Source organism: Chitinophaga arvensicola, from assembly GCF_900110835.1.
GTDB classification, from domain to species: Bacteria; Bacteroidota; Bacteroidia; order Chitinophagales; family Chitinophagaceae; genus Chitinophaga; species Chitinophaga arvensicola.
Window position 1 is genome coordinate 3,191,529 of record NZ_FOJG01000002.1, and the last position, 16,333, is coordinate 3,207,861.

Annotated in this window: 11 protein-coding genes; 2 read left to right on the top strand and 9 right to left on the bottom strand. The window is 47.2% G+C overall.

The window, feature by feature from the left end; genetic code table 11:
- Window positions 1-41: 41 nt before the first annotated feature.
- Window positions 42-1,139 carry an Mrp/NBP35 family ATP-binding protein gene (locus BMW79_RS29875; protein ID WP_089902113.1) on the bottom strand — a complete coding sequence of 366 codons (1,098 nt, stop codon included), beginning with the start codon at window positions 1,137-1,139 and terminating at the stop codon, window positions 42-44.
- Window positions 1,140-1,265: 126 nt separating this feature from the next.
- Here BMW79_RS29875 and BMW79_RS29880 point away from each other — a divergent pair, with 126 nt between their 5' ends.
- Together BMW79_RS29880 and BMW79_RS29885 are read left to right on the top strand one after the other, a co-directional pair.
- A complete protein-coding gene (locus tag BMW79_RS29880; protein ID WP_089902116.1) occupies window positions 1,266-1,934 on the top strand; it encodes a carboxypeptidase-like regulatory domain-containing protein in 669 nt (222 codons plus the stop codon).
- A gap of 58 nt (window positions 1,935-1,992) precedes the next feature.
- Entirely contained in the window at window positions 1,993-2,877 is an 885-nt protein-coding gene (locus BMW79_RS29885; protein WP_089902119.1) for a 3-hydroxybutyryl-CoA dehydrogenase, read from the top strand.
- Window positions 2,878-2,916: 39 nt separating this feature from the next.
- Here BMW79_RS29885 and BMW79_RS29890 read toward each other — a convergent pair whose 3' ends face one another.
- The 8 genes from BMW79_RS29890 to ribD all read right to left on the bottom strand — a co-directional run bounded on the left by BMW79_RS29890 (window position 2,917) and on the right by ribD (window position 16,275).
- A complete protein-coding gene (locus BMW79_RS29890) occupies window positions 2,917-5,307 on the bottom strand; it encodes an FtsX-like permease family protein (protein WP_089902123.1) in 2,391 nt (796 codons plus the stop codon).
- A gap of 148 nt (window positions 5,308-5,455) precedes the next feature.
- Window positions 5,456-6,130 carry a leucine-rich repeat domain-containing protein gene (locus BMW79_RS29895; RefSeq protein ID WP_089904436.1) on the bottom strand — a complete coding sequence of 225 codons (675 nt, stop codon included), beginning with the start codon at window positions 6,128-6,130 and terminating at the stop codon, window positions 5,456-5,458.
- Window positions 6,131-6,173: 43 nt separating this feature from the next.
- Complete coding sequence (locus tag BMW79_RS33775; RefSeq protein WP_143059300.1) at window positions 6,174-6,785, bottom strand: Imm25 family immunity protein; 612 nt, start codon at window positions 6,783-6,785, stop codon at window positions 6,174-6,176.
- A gap of 18 nt (window positions 6,786-6,803) precedes the next feature.
- A complete protein-coding gene (locus BMW79_RS29905; protein ID WP_089902126.1) occupies window positions 6,804-11,132 on the bottom strand; it encodes a DUF6531 domain-containing protein in 4,329 nt (1,442 codons plus the stop codon).
- A gap of 35 nt (window positions 11,133-11,167) precedes the next feature.
- The gene (locus BMW79_RS29910) at window positions 11,168-12,538 is read right to left on the bottom strand and encodes a tetratricopeptide repeat protein (RefSeq protein WP_089902129.1); all 1,371 of its coding nucleotides are present in this window, start codon (window positions 12,536-12,538) and stop codon (window positions 11,168-11,170) included.
- Window positions 12,539-12,555: 17 nt separating this feature from the next.
- Entirely contained in the window at window positions 12,556-14,361 is a 1,806-nt protein-coding gene (locus BMW79_RS29915; RefSeq protein WP_089902132.1) for a type VI secretion system Vgr family protein, read from the bottom strand.
- Window positions 14,362-14,600: 239 nt separating this feature from the next.
- The gene (locus BMW79_RS29920) at window positions 14,601-15,203 is read right to left on the bottom strand and encodes an IMPACT family protein (RefSeq protein WP_089902136.1); all 603 of its coding nucleotides are present in this window, start codon (window positions 15,201-15,203) and stop codon (window positions 14,601-14,603) included.
- 28 nt (window positions 15,204-15,231) lie between these two features.
- Entirely contained in the window at window positions 15,232-16,275 is a 1,044-nt protein-coding gene (gene ribD / locus BMW79_RS29925; RefSeq protein ID WP_089902139.1) for a bifunctional diaminohydroxyphosphoribosylaminopyrimidine deaminase/5-amino-6-(5-phosphoribosylamino)uracil reductase RibD, read from the bottom strand.
- Between the last annotated feature and the right edge of the window lie 58 nt (window positions 16,276-16,333).

Genomic DNA, 16,333 nt, shown 5'->3' on the forward strand with positions numbered 1-16,333 from the left:
TAACAAATATCTCTATCTGTTAGCGATGATCCCGCAACTAATTATACAATGATATCTACAATCTTCGTGGGGGCGATGTTGGCATTCCGCATAGCAACGCTCCGGGCAGCCGCACCGGCTACATCCAGGAATGCTTTACGGGTTACTTTCTCATCACCGGCCATGGCAGGCACACCGGCATCGCCGCCTTCGCGGATGCTTTGTACCAATGGAATCTGTCCGAGGAAAGGTATTTCCATTTCATCTGCCAGCTGGCGACCGCCATCTTTACCAAAAATATAATATTTGTTATCCGGCAGTTCCGCAGGGGTGAAATAGGCCATATTTTCCACTAAACCGAGAATTGGCACATTGATCTGCTGTCCCTGGAACATGGCAATTCCTTTTTTCGCATCCGCCAGGGCTACGTCCTGTGGAGTGGTAACAATCACTGCACCGGTAATAGGCACGGTTTGTACCAGGGTCAGGTGAATATCACCGGTGCCAGGAGGCATATCGATGATCAGGTAATCCAGTTCATCCCAGTAAACATCCGTGATAAACTGTTTCAGGGCGCTGCTGGCCATCGGTCCGCGCCATACCACTGCCTGCCTTTCATCGATCAGCAAACCGATAGACATTACCTTGATGCCGTATTTTTCCATCGGCTGGATCATGCCTTTGCCGTCTACATTCACCATCAGGGGCCTTTCGCCACGTAAACCAAACATAATGGGAACAGAAGGACCGTAAATATCCGCATCCATCAGTCCTACTTTAGCGCCATCTCGGCCCAAAGCCAGTGCCAGGTTGGCTGCCACAGTGGATTTACCCACTCCTCCTTTACCAGAGGCCACTACAATGATATTTTTCACATTGGACAAAACACCTTGCCCACCGGCTCTTTTGGTATTTACATTGGCAGTCATGACAACTTCCACCTCCGCATCCTTACTCACCAGCATGTGAATGGCATTCACACAGGCATTCCGGATCAGGTCCTTTAACGGACAGGCTGGCGTGGTAAGAATGACCGTAAATTTCACTTTATTACCATCAATCTCTATATCTTTTACCATGTTCAGCGTAACCAGATCTTTGCCCAGATCCGGCTCTTCTACGTTGCTCAGGGCCTTTAAAACCTGCTCTTTCGTGATCATAAATTGTTGTTAATTTTGAATCCAGACCGCAAAGTTAACCCAATTGAGATTTAATTTACAATTTCTCTGGGCAGGTGATCAACTGCATGGAATCACGTAATTAAATTTTTATATCTTAGGGCCGGCATGCATCAGAAAAGATCCTACATACTGTCACTTTTAATTGTTTTCCTATTATCTCCTTTCCTCCTGAAAGCTCAGATTGCGGAATTCAGAGACAGCGTTATACAAATTTCAGGTATTACCATGACTGCTGACAGCCTAAGGGCCATCCCCGCCGTCAGTATCATCGTAAAAGGCCAGAACAGGGGAACGATCTCCAACAGATCCGGTATATTCTCCATTGTTGTCTTCAAAGGAGATACCCTCTCCTTCAGCGCAGTGGGTTTCAAACACAAAAATTATCGCATTCCTCCTGAAATCAAGGGAAACAGCTTTTCCCTGATCCAGCTGATGGTAGAAGATACCACCTATCTGCCGGTCACCATCATCAAACCTTACCTTTCCAGAGAAGAATTTGAACGTGCCTTCGCCAATATGGACATCCCCGACGATGCCTATGAGGTGGCACGAAAAAATACCAGCAACGCCCGGCTCCGTGCCATGGCCCGTTTCCTCCCTATGGATGGCAAAGAAGGCACAGGCGCATACCTCAACAAACAGGCACAAAGCCTCTACTACGCAGGCCAGCCACCTCCACAGAATATCTTTAATCCACTGGCATGGGCTCAATTTATCCAGGCCTGGAAGCAAGGCGACTTTAAGCGGAAAGACGATAGTTATGGCAGTTATTAACCATAACCCGTAATACCTTAAATTAGTGCCTCATTCAATTCTGACAAATCACTACACCATGCAAAAAATTGCGGTCATCGGCGCGGGTACCATGGGAAATGGTATTGCGCATGTATTTGCTCAACACGGCTTTGCCGTAAACCTGATAGACGTATCGTCACCGGCACTGGACAAAGCTTTACAAACCATTGCTAAAAACCTGGATCGCCAGGTAGCCAAAGGCGTTCTCACAGAAGCAGCCAAGGCAGAAACGCTCCAAAACATCAGCCAGCACACAGACCTGGCCCTCGGCGTGAAAGACGTGTCCCTGGTAGTGGAAGCCGCCACGGAAAATATCCAGCTGAAACTGAAAATATTCCAGGACCTGGACCTTCATGCACCAGCTGATGCCATATTGGCCACCAATACCTCCTCTATCTCCATTACAAAAATTGCCGCCGTTACCAAACGCCCGGCAAAAGTAATCGGCATGCACTTCATGAATCCCGTTCCAGTCATGAAACTGGTAGAGATCATCAACGGCTACGCCACAGATAAAGCAGTAACCGATACCATTGTGGCGCTTTCCGAAAAACTGGAAAAAGTGCCCTGTGTGGTAAACGACTATCCCGGTTTCATCGCCAACCGCATCCTGATGCCTATGATCAACGAAGCCATCTGCTCCCTCTTCGAAGGCGTTGCCGGCGTATCGGAAATAGACACCGTCATGAAACTCGGTATGGCACATCCGATGGGCCCCTTGCAACTGGCCGATTTCATCGGGCTCGATGTATGCCTCTCTATCTTACAGGTATTACACGACGGATTTGGCAACCCGAAATACGCACCATGCCCGTTACTGGTAAACATGGTAACAGCGGGTTACCTGGGCGTAAAAAGCGGGGAAGGATTTTATAAATATACTCCAGGCAGCAAAGACCTGGTAGTCAGCGATAGATTTTAAACAAAAGGGAAGGCAGTTGGCCTTCCCTTTTACTTTATATTATTCTGCACGTAAACTCTTTACGGGATTAGCGGTGGCCGCTACAATGGCCTGATAGCTGACGGTCAGAAAGGTCACCAGCAAAGCTCCTGCTCCTGCCACTACAAAAGTAACCGCTGTTACCTCCACATGATAGGCATATTGCTGTAACCATTGATCCAGGAAATGCCATGATACCGGCACGGCCAGTACGCCCGCAATACTTACCAGCGCCAGGAACTCTCCGGATAACATCTTCCATAACATAAACACTGAAGCTCCCATCACTTTACGGATACCTATTTCTTTGGTACGCTGCTGTGCAATAAAAGAAGACAAACCAAACAAACCGATACAGCTTATAAAAATGGTTAACACCGCAAAGCAGCCGGCCAGCTTACCAATCCGTTCTTCCCCATCAAACTTGCGCGCGTACTCCTGATCTACAAACTGATAATCGAAAGGTGCATCGGGATTATACTTTGCAAACACCGGGGCTATCTTTGCTAAAGCAGCAGTCATACTCACACCGGGGTTTATCCGTAAAATAGCAAAGTTCAAACGTTCCGCATCCGGATAATAGATCGCAGGCTTTACCGCCTCATAAGGCGAAGTCATGATCATGTCTTTCACCACGCCTATTATCATCATCCTGGCACTTCCCCAGGTAACCAATTGTCCCACGGCATTGGTCATGCCCATAAATTTTGCGGCCGATTCATTCACCACAATACCGGTCAGTGAATCTGCTGCATAATCTGCTGAAAAATCACGGCCATCAGTAAACGTCAGTCCCACCGTTGCGCCATAATCCGGCGTCACCGCAATAGTCGCAAAATCGGCCTGTATGCCGGGATCTTTACCGGTCCAGCTAAAACCACTGCGGTTATCCCACACATCGGTAGTAGGCCCCTCAGAAGCCGCAGCATTCACCACCACGCCTGTCTGTTGCAATGATTCCCTTAATGCGTTGAAATGCTGACGTACTTCCGGTGTGGCTAACTTCACCGTCAATAATTCATCACGGGAATATCCTACCGGTCTGTCTTTCGCATATTGTACCTGCTGGTAAACCATCAGGGTGCCTACCATCAATATCACCGACACGGTGAACTGTAACACCACCAATACTTTACGCGGAACGGCTGCATAACGCCCTGCACGGAAAGTACCCTTCAGCACCTTTACCGGCCGGAAAGATGACAGGTATAATGCAGGATAACTACCTGCCAGCAAACCCGTAATTATACAACCTGCCAATCCACACAACCAGAATAACGCATTATTCCAGGGCATGATGATTTTCTTATCTGCCAGTTCATTAAACAACGGTAATAATAGCCAGGTGAGTAACAACGCGGTAGTAAAGGCTATAAAAGTGAGCAACAATGACTCTGTAAAAAATTGCCGGATCAATTGTCCCTGCCGGGAACCCACCGCCTTACGGATACCCACTTCCTTTGCGCGCTTCTCTGCACGCGCTGTAGTAAGATTCATAAAGTTGATACACGCCAATAACAATCCTAACACCCCGATGATGCCAAAGAGCCACACAAAATGAATACGGCCACCGGTATTCACGCCATCTTTCCATTCTGAAAAGAGATGCCAGCGGTCCATGGGAAAAAGAAATATGCCTACGGAGCGCTTTGCTGCCACTGCTTTATCATAATGGTTAAATTCTAAATTGCGGATACTGGCAGATAGCTTATTGATATCCACCCCGGGAGCGAGTGCTGCAAAAATTTCATAGGAGTGTATACTCCAGCTGTTCTTTGCTTTCTTCGCCCACTCATCGGAGGTTTGCAGCAAATTCCAGGAGGCCACAAACATCAGCTGCCGGAAGTCAGACGCATAAGACACATCTGCATATACGCCCACCACATGCGCCAGCATACTGTTGTCTATTTTTACCGTTTTCCCCATAGGGTCAGCGTTGCCAAACAATGCGGTGGCAGCCGACCGGGAGAGGAAGATAGCGCCCGGATCTTTCAGGCTTTCGCTGTTACCATACGCCAGCTTCAATGATAGCAGGTCTATCGCCCCGGGCTCCATGAAGCGGCCCTGCTGCACTATTTTGGTATTGCCCGACAACAACACATGTTCCGTACCCGGAGACGCCAATACCAGGTGCTGGAAGTTTGCACCATATCCTGCAGCCATTTCATCTTTCAGCGGTATCGCCATGGAATTGCGGGTAGCAGTTTTACCATTCATACTGGTATGCCGCATCACCTGCACAATACGATCGTGCTGCAGATGCGTCTTGTTATAATTCAGTTCATCTGCGATCCACATGCCAATCATCAACACTACCGCCATACCGGTAGCCAGTCCAATGATATTTATAAAAGAACTTATCTTGCTTTTGAAAATATTTCGCCACGCGATTTTAAGATACATGTACAGCATAACTGGAGATATTAAATGCTTGAAGGCCTTATCGCACTAAGATAATGCCCATTTGTATCCTTATTGGAAATAAATCAGTTAGAGAAAAGTATAATGGAAAATGTGTACGCTTTTAACCGGCTACTGTCCGGTTTTGTACAGTTCTTTTTTAAAGAACTGATACATTTTTGATTTCGATACCTGCCAACGCTGTTACAGTATTCACTTTTTTACAACCTTCCAGGTTAAGCTGCGTTAAATGGGGTAACTCTTTTAATGTATCGTGCATATCTACAAGAGAAGTACATTTCTGCAAAAACAGCGTTTTTAGTTTACTACATTTTTCAATACCCGCAATGGAAGTAATAGATGCACCAATAATACGCAGGTATTCCAGTTGAATAATCTCCTTTAAAAAAGACAGATCAGTTGTTTTAATGCCTCCTATCTGCAACCACTCCAATGTCTTTACCTTCTCCCAACCTTTAATCTTTTCACCATAGCCAATATTGAGTCTTTTTAAAGACGGGAACTTTGAGAGATCAAGATCAAAATCACTGGCGCCGCCCCAACGTAAATCTGTCACCCCGGATAAGTGATATATTCCGTTAATGACAGATTTCTTTTTAAGTGGTACCAACCAGTGAAATGTAGTAATAAAATCCCGCCCTTTCAAAAATTCAAAATCCACCAGTTGCTTATCCCAATCTCCATCCGTCCATACGCACACGTCGCGAATATTATTTTCCTGCGCATAGTCAAGTCCTTCCTGCAGATAGGCAAATAAGATCCTGATCCCTTTGAAATATGAAAACTGGCTATAATCTACCTGATATTTTTCCATGGCCATTAAAAAAAAAGCAGCTGATTGTTTTGTCGGCTAGCGGTTACAGAGAATAGATATAGCACAATTCCCAGATCATTTCTTTGGTACTCTTTATGCCCAGTTTCTCAAAGAATGCTTTCTGCTCTCCCTTCAGCTTTGAAAATTCCTTTTCAATTACTTCTTCACATTTCTTTTTACTTCCCAGTACTTTTTTATCATTCCCGGTTGCTTCCACAATCTGCTTAAAAAAGGGCAACAGATCATGGGTATATACCTCATATCTTTTATTCTTAACAGAAGGTGATGCCAGCTCTTTGCGGGAAGAAGCCAGTAAAGAAGTCAATGCCCCTTCTTCAATCAGGTTGATAATTTTCTTCTGGCAGTTCAGAAAAAAATTTTCATCCAGTAGTTGTGTATATCCGATGTCTACTTTGATATGTGCCGACAGGCTATCAAGACCATCATCCGGTCTGTCTACAGGTCCTACCCACATGGTAGTACGTAATGAACCATCATGCTTATATACTCTCGCAATCACATAACAATAGAAGACATCCTCGATATGCTTGCTCAGTGCCACCAGGTGAGGATACCACAACTTCTTTGGCTGTTTAAAATCGAAACGCTCAATCAGTTCTTCAAATTCATTGACTACACTAAAAAACTCGGACATACTTTCTTTATATTTTATTTAGTGATGACCAGGATATGTTTTACCATGTGTATGGGTAATGCCGTTTTCGTCCATTTTCTTCAGTAAGTCCTGCATATCTGCCGCCTTACTTGGATCATGATCAAAATGCCAGTGTGGCTCTGCTCTTCCTGCTACTTTATTGGCAATATCTTTATCTACCTGTTTATCCATACGGGCTAATGATTCTTTTGACCTTGGTCCTTTGGAAAAATTATCCGACTTGAACTCAATATCCTTGCCATCGTAATATTTATCATAATTACGCCCGCCGATAGATCGTCCCTGGTTACCGGTTCCGAATATTTCATCGGCTCTTTTATCGTGCCATTGTTTGGCCCAGTTCAACCAGCCACGACCAGATCCGGCTGCGCCGCCTGCAAGTCCGAATACATCCACCCAGCTGTTCGGATCATGTACATATCCATACAACCGGGTACCTCCCAACAATCCGATCGGATCCTGCGAGATATACATACCACTGCCCGGATCATAATACCGGAAACGGTTGTAGCACAATCCCGTCTCCACATCCTCATACTGCCCCTGATAAAGATAATTACAAAAAGTTTTATCACCATGCAGGTGTCTTACTTTTCCATAGCAGTCCAGATCCCTGCCCCAGACTTTATTTCCGTCGGTATCAAATGCATGTGCAGGCGTACCCAGGTAATCGGGAATAATACTATAAGCACTGTCTGCTGTAAGCTTAGCACAAGGCACCAGCGAATCTTCTTCAAAGATCCAGGTCACCAGGTTTTCCACAGGTTCCTGTTCTATCTGCAATTCTCCGTCTGCTTCCGCCGCCAGGTGCGGAGGGTAATCACCGTTATACTGCCATTCATGCAAGGTTACATTGCCATCCCAAACCCAGCGCGTTACCTGCTGATACCGTTTATTCACTTTTGCAATTCGCCGTCCCAGCGGATCATAGCTGAATACAATTTCTCCGCCGGAAGGTGTGATTACTTTAGACAACCATCCGTTGGCTTTCCATTCATATATCCAGCCGGTATGACTTCCCTTCAGCGCTATTTTCTGCGACTTCGCCCAGGAAAGTTTATCTTCTGCTACCTGGTGGTTGTGTCTGAATTCCTTGCACACCAGGTTGCCTTCTCCATCGTAGTAGTAGAAATAATCCGGGCATTCCAGTAAACGACCACCTTTACCATATACACGGTCTTTACGCGCGGGTGTGTTGAACAGATGTCCCAGCTTATCGGGAATACGGTACACCGTTTCCGCTGCGGAAGGACCGGTATCGCCATAGGTAGCGCTTACAAGGTTATCAAATTCATCGTAGGAAAACTGTGCCTGCGCGCCGCTCATTTCATTGACAATACGGCGCAACTTTGTATTCTTTCCCCATTCATAGCGGGTACGGCTTTGTTCGGCTTTGTGCACGCCAATGGATTGCCGCACTACTTTTCCTTGTTTATCCCGCTGCGTTTCCACCGTTACGCCGCCGGAAAGCATCCTTAATACTTCGCGGCCGCTTTCATTATGTTTCCACTGCGCCTGCCATGCTGCCGGCTGCCCATCAGCCGCCTGCATACTTTCCACATACCCGGCCGCATGGTGTTCCAGCGTAATAGCTGCGCCTAAATTACTGGTGATCATCACAGCTTCTCCCCATTCATTATAGCTACGGTTCACCGTATAAGCGCCCTGCACTTCATTGACCACATGACCATATACATCACGTTGAAATGTTACAGCGCCATCTTCATTAAAGGCGCCAGTCAATAAGCCGTCTTTGTTATAGCCATATGCTGTTACGCTGCCATCACTATATTCTTCCCGTACCAGCGAACCTGCGCCATCATATTCACAGCTGGTCCACCGGTTATCCGGACGAAGTATTTTCTTTACTTTACCTGCGCCATCACGCTCATAATGATAATGCACGCCATCAAAACCCCATTCATCAATAATATGCCCGTTCGCATCCGGTTCCAGCCGGTATAATTCACCACCTTCATTAGCAATGCTACGCAAGCGAAGTTCCTTGTCGTAGTTGAAACGCACATTCACACCATGCTGACTTCTACCCGTCAGCACACCCAGTGGCCCATAAGTAAAACTGACCTCCCGCGCACCATCCACTGCTTTCACCAGGTTGGCCGCAGCATCATAAGCGAAGTGATGAATACTGCCATCTGCCTCTTCCATTCGGATCATATTACCAGCGGCATCATAGTGATACTCATACCAATACCCGGTTTCGCTGATCTCCTTTATCAATTGGCCCAGTTCATCATACTTCCATTGCAGTTGTGCCTGTTCGGGAGAGGTGAACCGGCAGAGAAGATGTTGCTCATCATACGCCAGCTCAAACGTGCGGCCATGCTTATAGATCACCTGTGTCAAATGCGGACCGGTATACCGGTAACGGGTAACAATGCCTTCAATATTTTTCTTTTTTACCAGCAATCCCTGTTCATTGTATACCCATTGCATATGCCGGCCACCAGGCGTTTTAATACCTGTCAGCCGCTGTTCCTCATCATAATAGAACAGGGTAGATTCACCGTTGCCATTGGTTTCTTTTTCCTTATTCCCATACGCATCATATCCAAACTTCATGGTATTACCCGCAGGATCTACTATTACTTCCAGTTCTTCATATACATTGTATTGCTGCAAAGTGACGCCGCCATTGCCATCGATCCATTTATAGATCAGCTGGCGTTCGTCGTAATAATAAGTAGTGGTATGACCAAGACCATTCACAACGGAAGTCTTGCCCGGTTCATAGGTTGCCTTGTATTCCAATACACCACCATCTCCCCAGGTATGCACACAGCGTGCATCCTGTCCTTTCTTTTCATATTCCCAGTAGAAATTTAATCCGCTCTGATTGGTCAGTCGTACCAGTAAATGATCCTTATAAAAAAAGTACTTCGTAGCATTTAAAGCATCGGCGGTGCTGCGCAGATTACCTGCGTCATCATAGGTATAACGCACCAGGTGAATCACTTCCGCACCTTTCCGCGTATGAATATCTTCCACACGGCCCTGTTCATCTGTCACTACGGTTAACAGGCGGTTGCTGCTGTCGATGATCTGTTGCAGATAGCCGTTACCGTTATACCGGAACTGTATTCTGAACCCGGCCGGATTTCTTATTTCGGAGAGCATACAACTGCCATCGGGTGCGGGCTTTGCATGAAAGCGGTAGCTGAGCTGACGTCTGTCTGTCAGGTAATAACCACTGTTATCGCGTCTCCACCATAAACGTTCTATTCTGTTGAAATAGCTGCTGCCAACGGGAATAGCCGGCATCACCGTTTCGCGGCCATCGGCCAGGCGGATGCTGAAAAAACCATTATGCAGATCATACAGGCTCAGGTCATAGCTGTGATGCCAGTTATAGCCCAGCGGACCCGGTACTTCCGCATCACTGTAATACGTGCGTTCCCATACCAATGGTATAGGACCGGGAAGTTCAAAATCAATATTGGAGGAAAATACCCTGCCGGTCACTGCATCTACCGGTTCACCAAATCCTTTACACTTGATATGTTGTAGTATTTCCGCGAGTTTGGGAAAACGGCTTTTTATTTTTTCGACTACTTTCTGCAAGGCGGCACCTGCTGCTTTTGATAATCCCTTCAGCCCTAATTTAAACATCAGCTGAAAAAGATCGATAGTAGGCGGCCCACCCACCAGTACAGGTTTTCCGGCAGAGGTCATGATCAGTACTACGGAAGTGGGCGCCATGAGTGCCATGGCGGTGCTTTTTTTATTGAGTCGTGGCGGAGATGGTAATCCCACCAGGTTGCAGGAAAGCGCTGGATGAAACTGTGTTGAAAAAGGGCCTCCGTCTGCCAGTACGGTAGAACTACCCATCCACATTTCGGAAGCAGCTTTGGGTTTCACAATGGGAAAGGGCAGATGTGCAATGATAGCGGGCAAATGCAGGATAGGTGTGCCGGCATTGGCGATCCACTGGTTATGTACTTTCACCGATGGACTCAGTGCATGTATCAGCATCTGCGCAGTAGCGATCAATGAAAATGGTTGTGAGGGCGGTTCCTTACCCTCTTCTGCCGGTGGGGGCGGTGGTGGAGGCGGCACTACGCTGGCAATAGCAGCGATGATAGCGCTCATAATATCGTAAATCATCCCGATATGCGGCACCGGTAGCAGCGGGGATGGAGGAAACACCGTATCGTGAAAATCTATACCGATGCCAAGGTCGAAATACTTGGCAGCGGGCATACCCGGGAAAGCAGGTAATATACTGGCCATTCCTTTCTGAATATGGTCCAGTGAGTTTTTCTTTTCTGCAAATAATTCCCCGAAGCCTTTGTTTTCTACAGCCATGATATGATTACTTTACTCCCTGCCGGGATAAGGGTTTAGTTAAATTCAAACAAGGTCGATTTTCTTCTGGCGGTGGCATGTTCCATGCCTTCTGATTGCAGAAGTGTAGCCCAGTCGGCGCCAAGTAACTCCTGTAAACTATCCTGCAACACGCGGAGATCTTCCGGTCCCCTTACTTTCTCACACAGATGCACCGCCATGGCGGCAGCATGCAGGAAAGTAGATTGCCTGCGTACTTCCAGCTCCAGGTAACTACCTCCGCTGATAGCGAGCAATTCATTTTCGAAAGCAATGTTCATTTGTCCGAGTTCGTAGTAGAGATGTCCGCTAAGCCGGTATCCTTCCATGATCATAAAAGCGTCGCCTCTTTTCACAGCTTCGAGTGCCAGCGCTTCATACAAAGCAATGGCCTGTTTGCGCTTCTTTTTTCCGACCAGGATCGCTGCACGGATCATGATGCATGATTTCCAGGTGGGATAGCCTGCGGGATCCTGTTTGTCCATCAGCTCGCGCGATAAACGGATGGCTTTATCTGCGTAACCTGCGCTTTTATCCGATTCGCGGATCATAAAATACGCCTGCGCAGCAATCATCCAACCGGCTACCAGGTGCGGATCTCCGCCCATTTTTTTACTGAGTTGCAATAAAGTAGTTATTTCCGTATCCAATAGCGAGGTATCTGATTGCGTGGTGCAATCCATTACCTTACGGATCTGCTTACGGAAGCGGGCATCTATGCTGATGGTGTCTGAATTACCGCCGCCTTTATCCATGTCGTTATTGATAGCGGCTACCATGTTCAGTGCCGGTTGCAGCAGTTTTACCTGCGGCACATATATTTTCGGGATGGTGATACGGGAATGGTTTGTAATATCAATCGTTACGAGGCGGATACCGGGCGGCATTCCTTTTTTGAGCATATCTGTATACCAGGGACCTGCATCGGCCTGATCCGGTCTTAAAGGCGGGAAATAAATACAACAGCCGGTATCTTCGAGTCCATGAATATGACTCATCAACCGGCGCAATTCTTTCCAGATACTCTGTACCGTCGGTGGTAGTTGCCGGTCAGGTTCATAATCACTTTTCAGCAGACCGTCTTTTTTCAGTGCGCCGTACACATCATATTCAGCGCGCTTTATGGGTTCAAACCATGCCAGGTATTCCTGCCACAGGGCTTGCTCATACGCCGCATAATCTTCCTGGTAAGGGCTGTCGAAGCGGAAAAATATCTCCGGAAAAACGCCGATGGCAGTACGTTCTGTTTCCAGGAATTTATCTATGATTTCCACATCGGCATATTGCACCTGCCAGATGGCCAGCTTCCAGCTGTGATCAGCGTCGGCGGTGGCCCATGTATCCCTGATTTTATAAAATTCCTGCCCAATAGTTGGTGAGGTAGTCATAAGTCAGCTTTAAGAAATCAGGAATTTATTTTCACGAGCCCGCCGGATACCACTACATCGCTGGTACCATTTACGGTCACATCTTTTGAACCGTTTACACCGATGGAAGCACCGGTTATATTGGCGTTCTGGCTACCGGAGGCCAGCAGATCTTTCGACAGCATGGTAAGCGAATCTGCTCCCTTTACCACAGTGTCTTTGCTGGTCATCGTCACCATCTCTGTACCTTCCAGGTAAATCCCTTTTTTGGCAATGATGGTTCCGTTTTCCGTTGCGCCAATGGTAAATTTCTCGGAGGTAATTTCTATTTCTTTGGAAGAGATTTCCATTTTTGTTTTGGAGAAAATGGACATATTTTCCGTGCCGTCCATAAAAATGCGGTTGCCGGCACGATCAGATACTGTCACGCTGCCATCGGCATCATTGAGTAAAATCGATATACCGCTTCTTGTCCGGATGGCTTTCATGTCATTACCGGCGGTACCAAAACCGGCTTTACCTTCCCCGTTGTAGGTGGTACCCAGTACAAAGGGAAGTTCCGGATTACCGCCTTCAAAATCCACCACTACTTCCTCTCCTTTTTCTGGTACCATGTACATGCCTTTGCTGCCGCCACCATGTGGGGAAACTACCCGCATCCAGGGTGTCATGCCCTGTTGCCATTTAAAACGTGCCCGTATCCTTCCCAGGTCTTTCGGGTCATGGTTATCTACTACGGTAGCGCTCTGCGCCTCACAATAGGGCATATTTTCGAGGTTAACCGGCGGTGCGGCCGAATCTGCCGGAATACCTTCAAACTCATTGTAATAGTCTCCGTTGCCAGTTACATGATGCGTGAGTCCCCAGATCATAAATTTTCCGTGATCATCTTTTGCATACACATTTTCCTGGATCGAGATATGATCTCCTACCCGCAGGGAAGTGTGCCGGCTGCTACCTTTCAGCTGCACCATGGCGGCCATGCGGCCTTTTTTCTGGCGTGTTACCAGGGTATCCAGTTCTGCTTTGGCATTGCTGGTAAACGCATGTGTCATTTTATAGGTAGAGGTGTTACTGTAGAGTTTCTCACTTAATCCCTGTACATGCGCCGTATAGTCGTTTACTTTACCTGAGGGCTGTGCCAGGGTGGTATTTTCCACCACCTGATGACTACGGTAATCATAACCGTTGAGTTGCTGGTTATTGGGTTGTACTTTCATCTCCAGGTCGAAGTTCATCAGGTCTACCAGGTGTACCAGCGATACTTCCCGGGGTTGGTATTTCCCAAACACAACCTGCTGGCCGTTATAAAAGAACCATTCGCCGAAACGCTCTGATAACCGGCGCAGGAAGTCGAAAGACGTTTCCTTATACTGTACAATATATTTTAAAGAACTGGTGGTATTGGGATCTACCTGCGGGCGGCTCAGATAAGGGCCGCAGGATTTCAGGGCAGTGTTTACAATCGCGCCCAGGTCCTGGTTTTCGAACGATTGTACGTGCAGGTCATTATTCAGCAGTATCGTAGGACTGTAACCCCGGATCACACAAAAGCCATGGGTGCCGTCGCTTTCTTTTCCGGAGCTGACAGACATCACAATACCATTAAAAGTAAGGGGATCATACGAAGCCAGCGGTTCCAGTGATTGTATCGTAATGCTCACTTCCTTTCCCAGGAAAGCCTTGGTGGCAGATACAATACCGGGGCCCAGCTCCTGTAGCCAGTCGTAACCTATTTTCAGTTCAAAATGATGATGTCCCTGTAAGGATTGCTCCAGCTTAAGGGAATGGAATTGTTTAAACTGTTTGTCAGCAATAGATACGGTCGTTATTGTATGTAACATATACAAAAGGGGGCTTTTAATATAAATATGGTACGATGACTATCTGAAAAGGGTCGGGTTAAAGAAACCTCAGTTAACAAAAACTAAATTTAAGAAAATTTATATTATGGTCATCTCATTTTATACAAACAGGGGAAATATTTTTTGGGGTTATTTTCCGGGAGATGAAGGTGAAGTATGGATTCCTATCTATAGGTAGTAACACCCGCACTTTCAATCGGAATCATCCATTCGGGTGCTTAATTCTTCTGCACTTTTACCTGCAGGCCATATATATCTTTCAGGCGCAGCAGGCACAGCTCTTCACCGGATTTTGGTACACCGATCACCATTTCGCAGAATAATTGCAGTTCCTGTGAAATAACGGTGCAGTTGTTTTGTTTTACCACCATCATCACTTCATTCATGATCGTATAATCGAAACTGAGGTGATACTTTGCTTCTATATTTTTCTGAATGACCGGGATCAGTTGCAGTACCATTGCCGCACTCATTTTGTACGCATTGATGAGTCCGGGTACACCCAGTAAACTGCCGCCGAAATAACGTACTACCACAATCAGCACATCGGTGAGTTGCTTGCTGTCGATCTGACCGAGGATCGGTTTTCCGGCGGAACCGGAAGGCTCTCCATCATCTGCCGCACGGAATTGCAAGCCGGCTGTACCGATACGATAGGCATAACAGTGATGCGTAGCTTTGGGATGTTCCTTTTTCACTTCTCCCAGGCACTCTTTCACTTCTTCCGGCGATTTAACGGGGAAAGCATATGCCAGGAATTTACTGCCTCTGTCTTTGAATTCTGCTACTGCAGTTTTATCTATCGTAAAATAAACCTCCATCAAAATAATTTAAGTATGCGCATACTATTTACGCGGAATAATAAAAATCAATGCGATCCCCTGCTACCTGCATGGTATGTGCCGGCGTGGCGTGGGTGAGCACCGGCGCCGGCAGCCCTTCCGGCAGTGTAGCCGTACCCGTGATCACACGGGCTTCATCCCATAAACCGGCGGCAATAAACTGCTGCAATACATAACTGCCGCCTTCTACCAGGATGCTCTGTATCTGCCGCTGGTGCAATTGTTTCATCAGCTGTGGCAGCAGGTCGGTTTCGAAATCGAGCGACATGCTTTCTGTCAGCCCGTTTGTATCTGCAGCGGCAGCGGTAATAAAAATAGTAGGAATGCTGCCATCCCATACGTGATGGGTACGGGGCACGGTCAATTCCCGGTCTATCACCAGGCGTACCGGGTCTTTGCCGGTCCACAGCCGGTTATTCAGCCGGGGATTGTCGTTGATAGCAGTACGGGTACCTACCAGGATACCCATTTCCTCGCTGCGCCATTTATGCACCAGGCGGTCGCTGTACACATTGGAGATCCGCACGGGTGCGCCGTTTGCACCGGCCATAAAACCGTTGCGGCTCTGTGCCCATTTCAAAACAATATAAGGCCGCTTTTGCTCATGAAAAGTAAAAAAGCGGCGGTTGATCTGCCGGCAGGCCGCTTCCAGTATACCTGTTTCTACCTGTATACCGGCCTTTTCCAGCTTTTTAATGCCTTTTCCCGCTACCGCAGAAAAGGTATCCACACAGCCGATCACCACGTGTTTAATTCCATGTGATACGATCAGATCTGCGCAGGGCGGCGTTTTACCATGATGGGCACAAGGTTCCAGGCTCACATACATGGTGGCCAGCGGAATCAGGCTGCGTTCTTCTTCCGCTACGCTGTTTACACAGTTCACCTCCGCATGGGTCTGCCCATACTGGCGGTGGTAGCCTTCTCCGATAATACGCCCCTGGTGAACCAGTACTGCGCCCACCATCGGATTAGGCGCTACCTGACCGGCACCCATAGCAGCCAGTTCCAGGCAACGCTGCATAAAAAATTCATTGAACGTGCTATTCATAATCGCCAGCGAAGTAATATTTTTGCAAATGTATCGTTTTAAACGAATGGAAAAATCC

What these genes read in the sequence shown, in the direction of transcription:
- BMW79_RS29875 (WP_089902113.1), bottom strand. Translation starts at nt 1,139, where the DNA reads ATGATCACGAAAGAGCAGGTTTTAAAGGCCCTGAGCAACGTAGAAGAG.
- ribD (WP_089902139.1), bottom strand. Translation starts at nt 16,275, where the DNA reads ATGAATAGCACGTTCAATGAATTTTTTATGCAGCGTTGCCTGGAACTG.
- BMW79_RS29915 (WP_089902132.1), bottom strand. Translation starts at nt 14,361, where the DNA reads ATGTTACATACAATAACGACCGTATCTATTGCTGACAAACAGTTTAAA.
- BMW79_RS33775 (WP_143059300.1), bottom strand. Translation starts at nt 6,785, where the DNA reads ATGTCCGAGTTTTTTAGTGTAGTCAATGAATTTGAAGAACTGATTGAG.
- BMW79_RS29905 (WP_089902126.1), bottom strand. Translation starts at nt 11,132, where the DNA reads ATGGCTGTAGAAAACAAAGGCTTCGGGGAATTATTTGCAGAAAAGAAA.
- BMW79_RS29910 (WP_089902129.1), bottom strand. Translation starts at nt 12,538, where the DNA reads ATGACTACCTCACCAACTATTGGGCAGGAATTTTATAAAATCAGGGAT.
- BMW79_RS29890 (WP_089902123.1), bottom strand. Translation starts at nt 5,307, where the DNA reads ATGCTGTACATGTATCTTAAAATCGCGTGGCGAAATATTTTCAAAAGC.
- BMW79_RS29885 (WP_089902119.1), top strand. Translation starts at nt 1,993, where the DNA reads ATGCAAAAAATTGCGGTCATCGGCGCGGGTACCATGGGAAATGGTATT.
- BMW79_RS29920 (WP_089902136.1), bottom strand. Translation starts at nt 15,203, where the DNA reads ATGGAGGTTTATTTTACGATAGATAAAACTGCAGTAGCAGAATTCAAA.
- BMW79_RS29880 (WP_089902116.1), top strand. Translation starts at nt 1,266, where the DNA reads ATGCATCAGAAAAGATCCTACATACTGTCACTTTTAATTGTTTTCCTA.
- BMW79_RS29895 (WP_089904436.1), bottom strand. Translation starts at nt 6,130, where the DNA reads ATGGAAAAATATCAGGTAGATTATAGCCAGTTTTCATATTTCAAAGGG.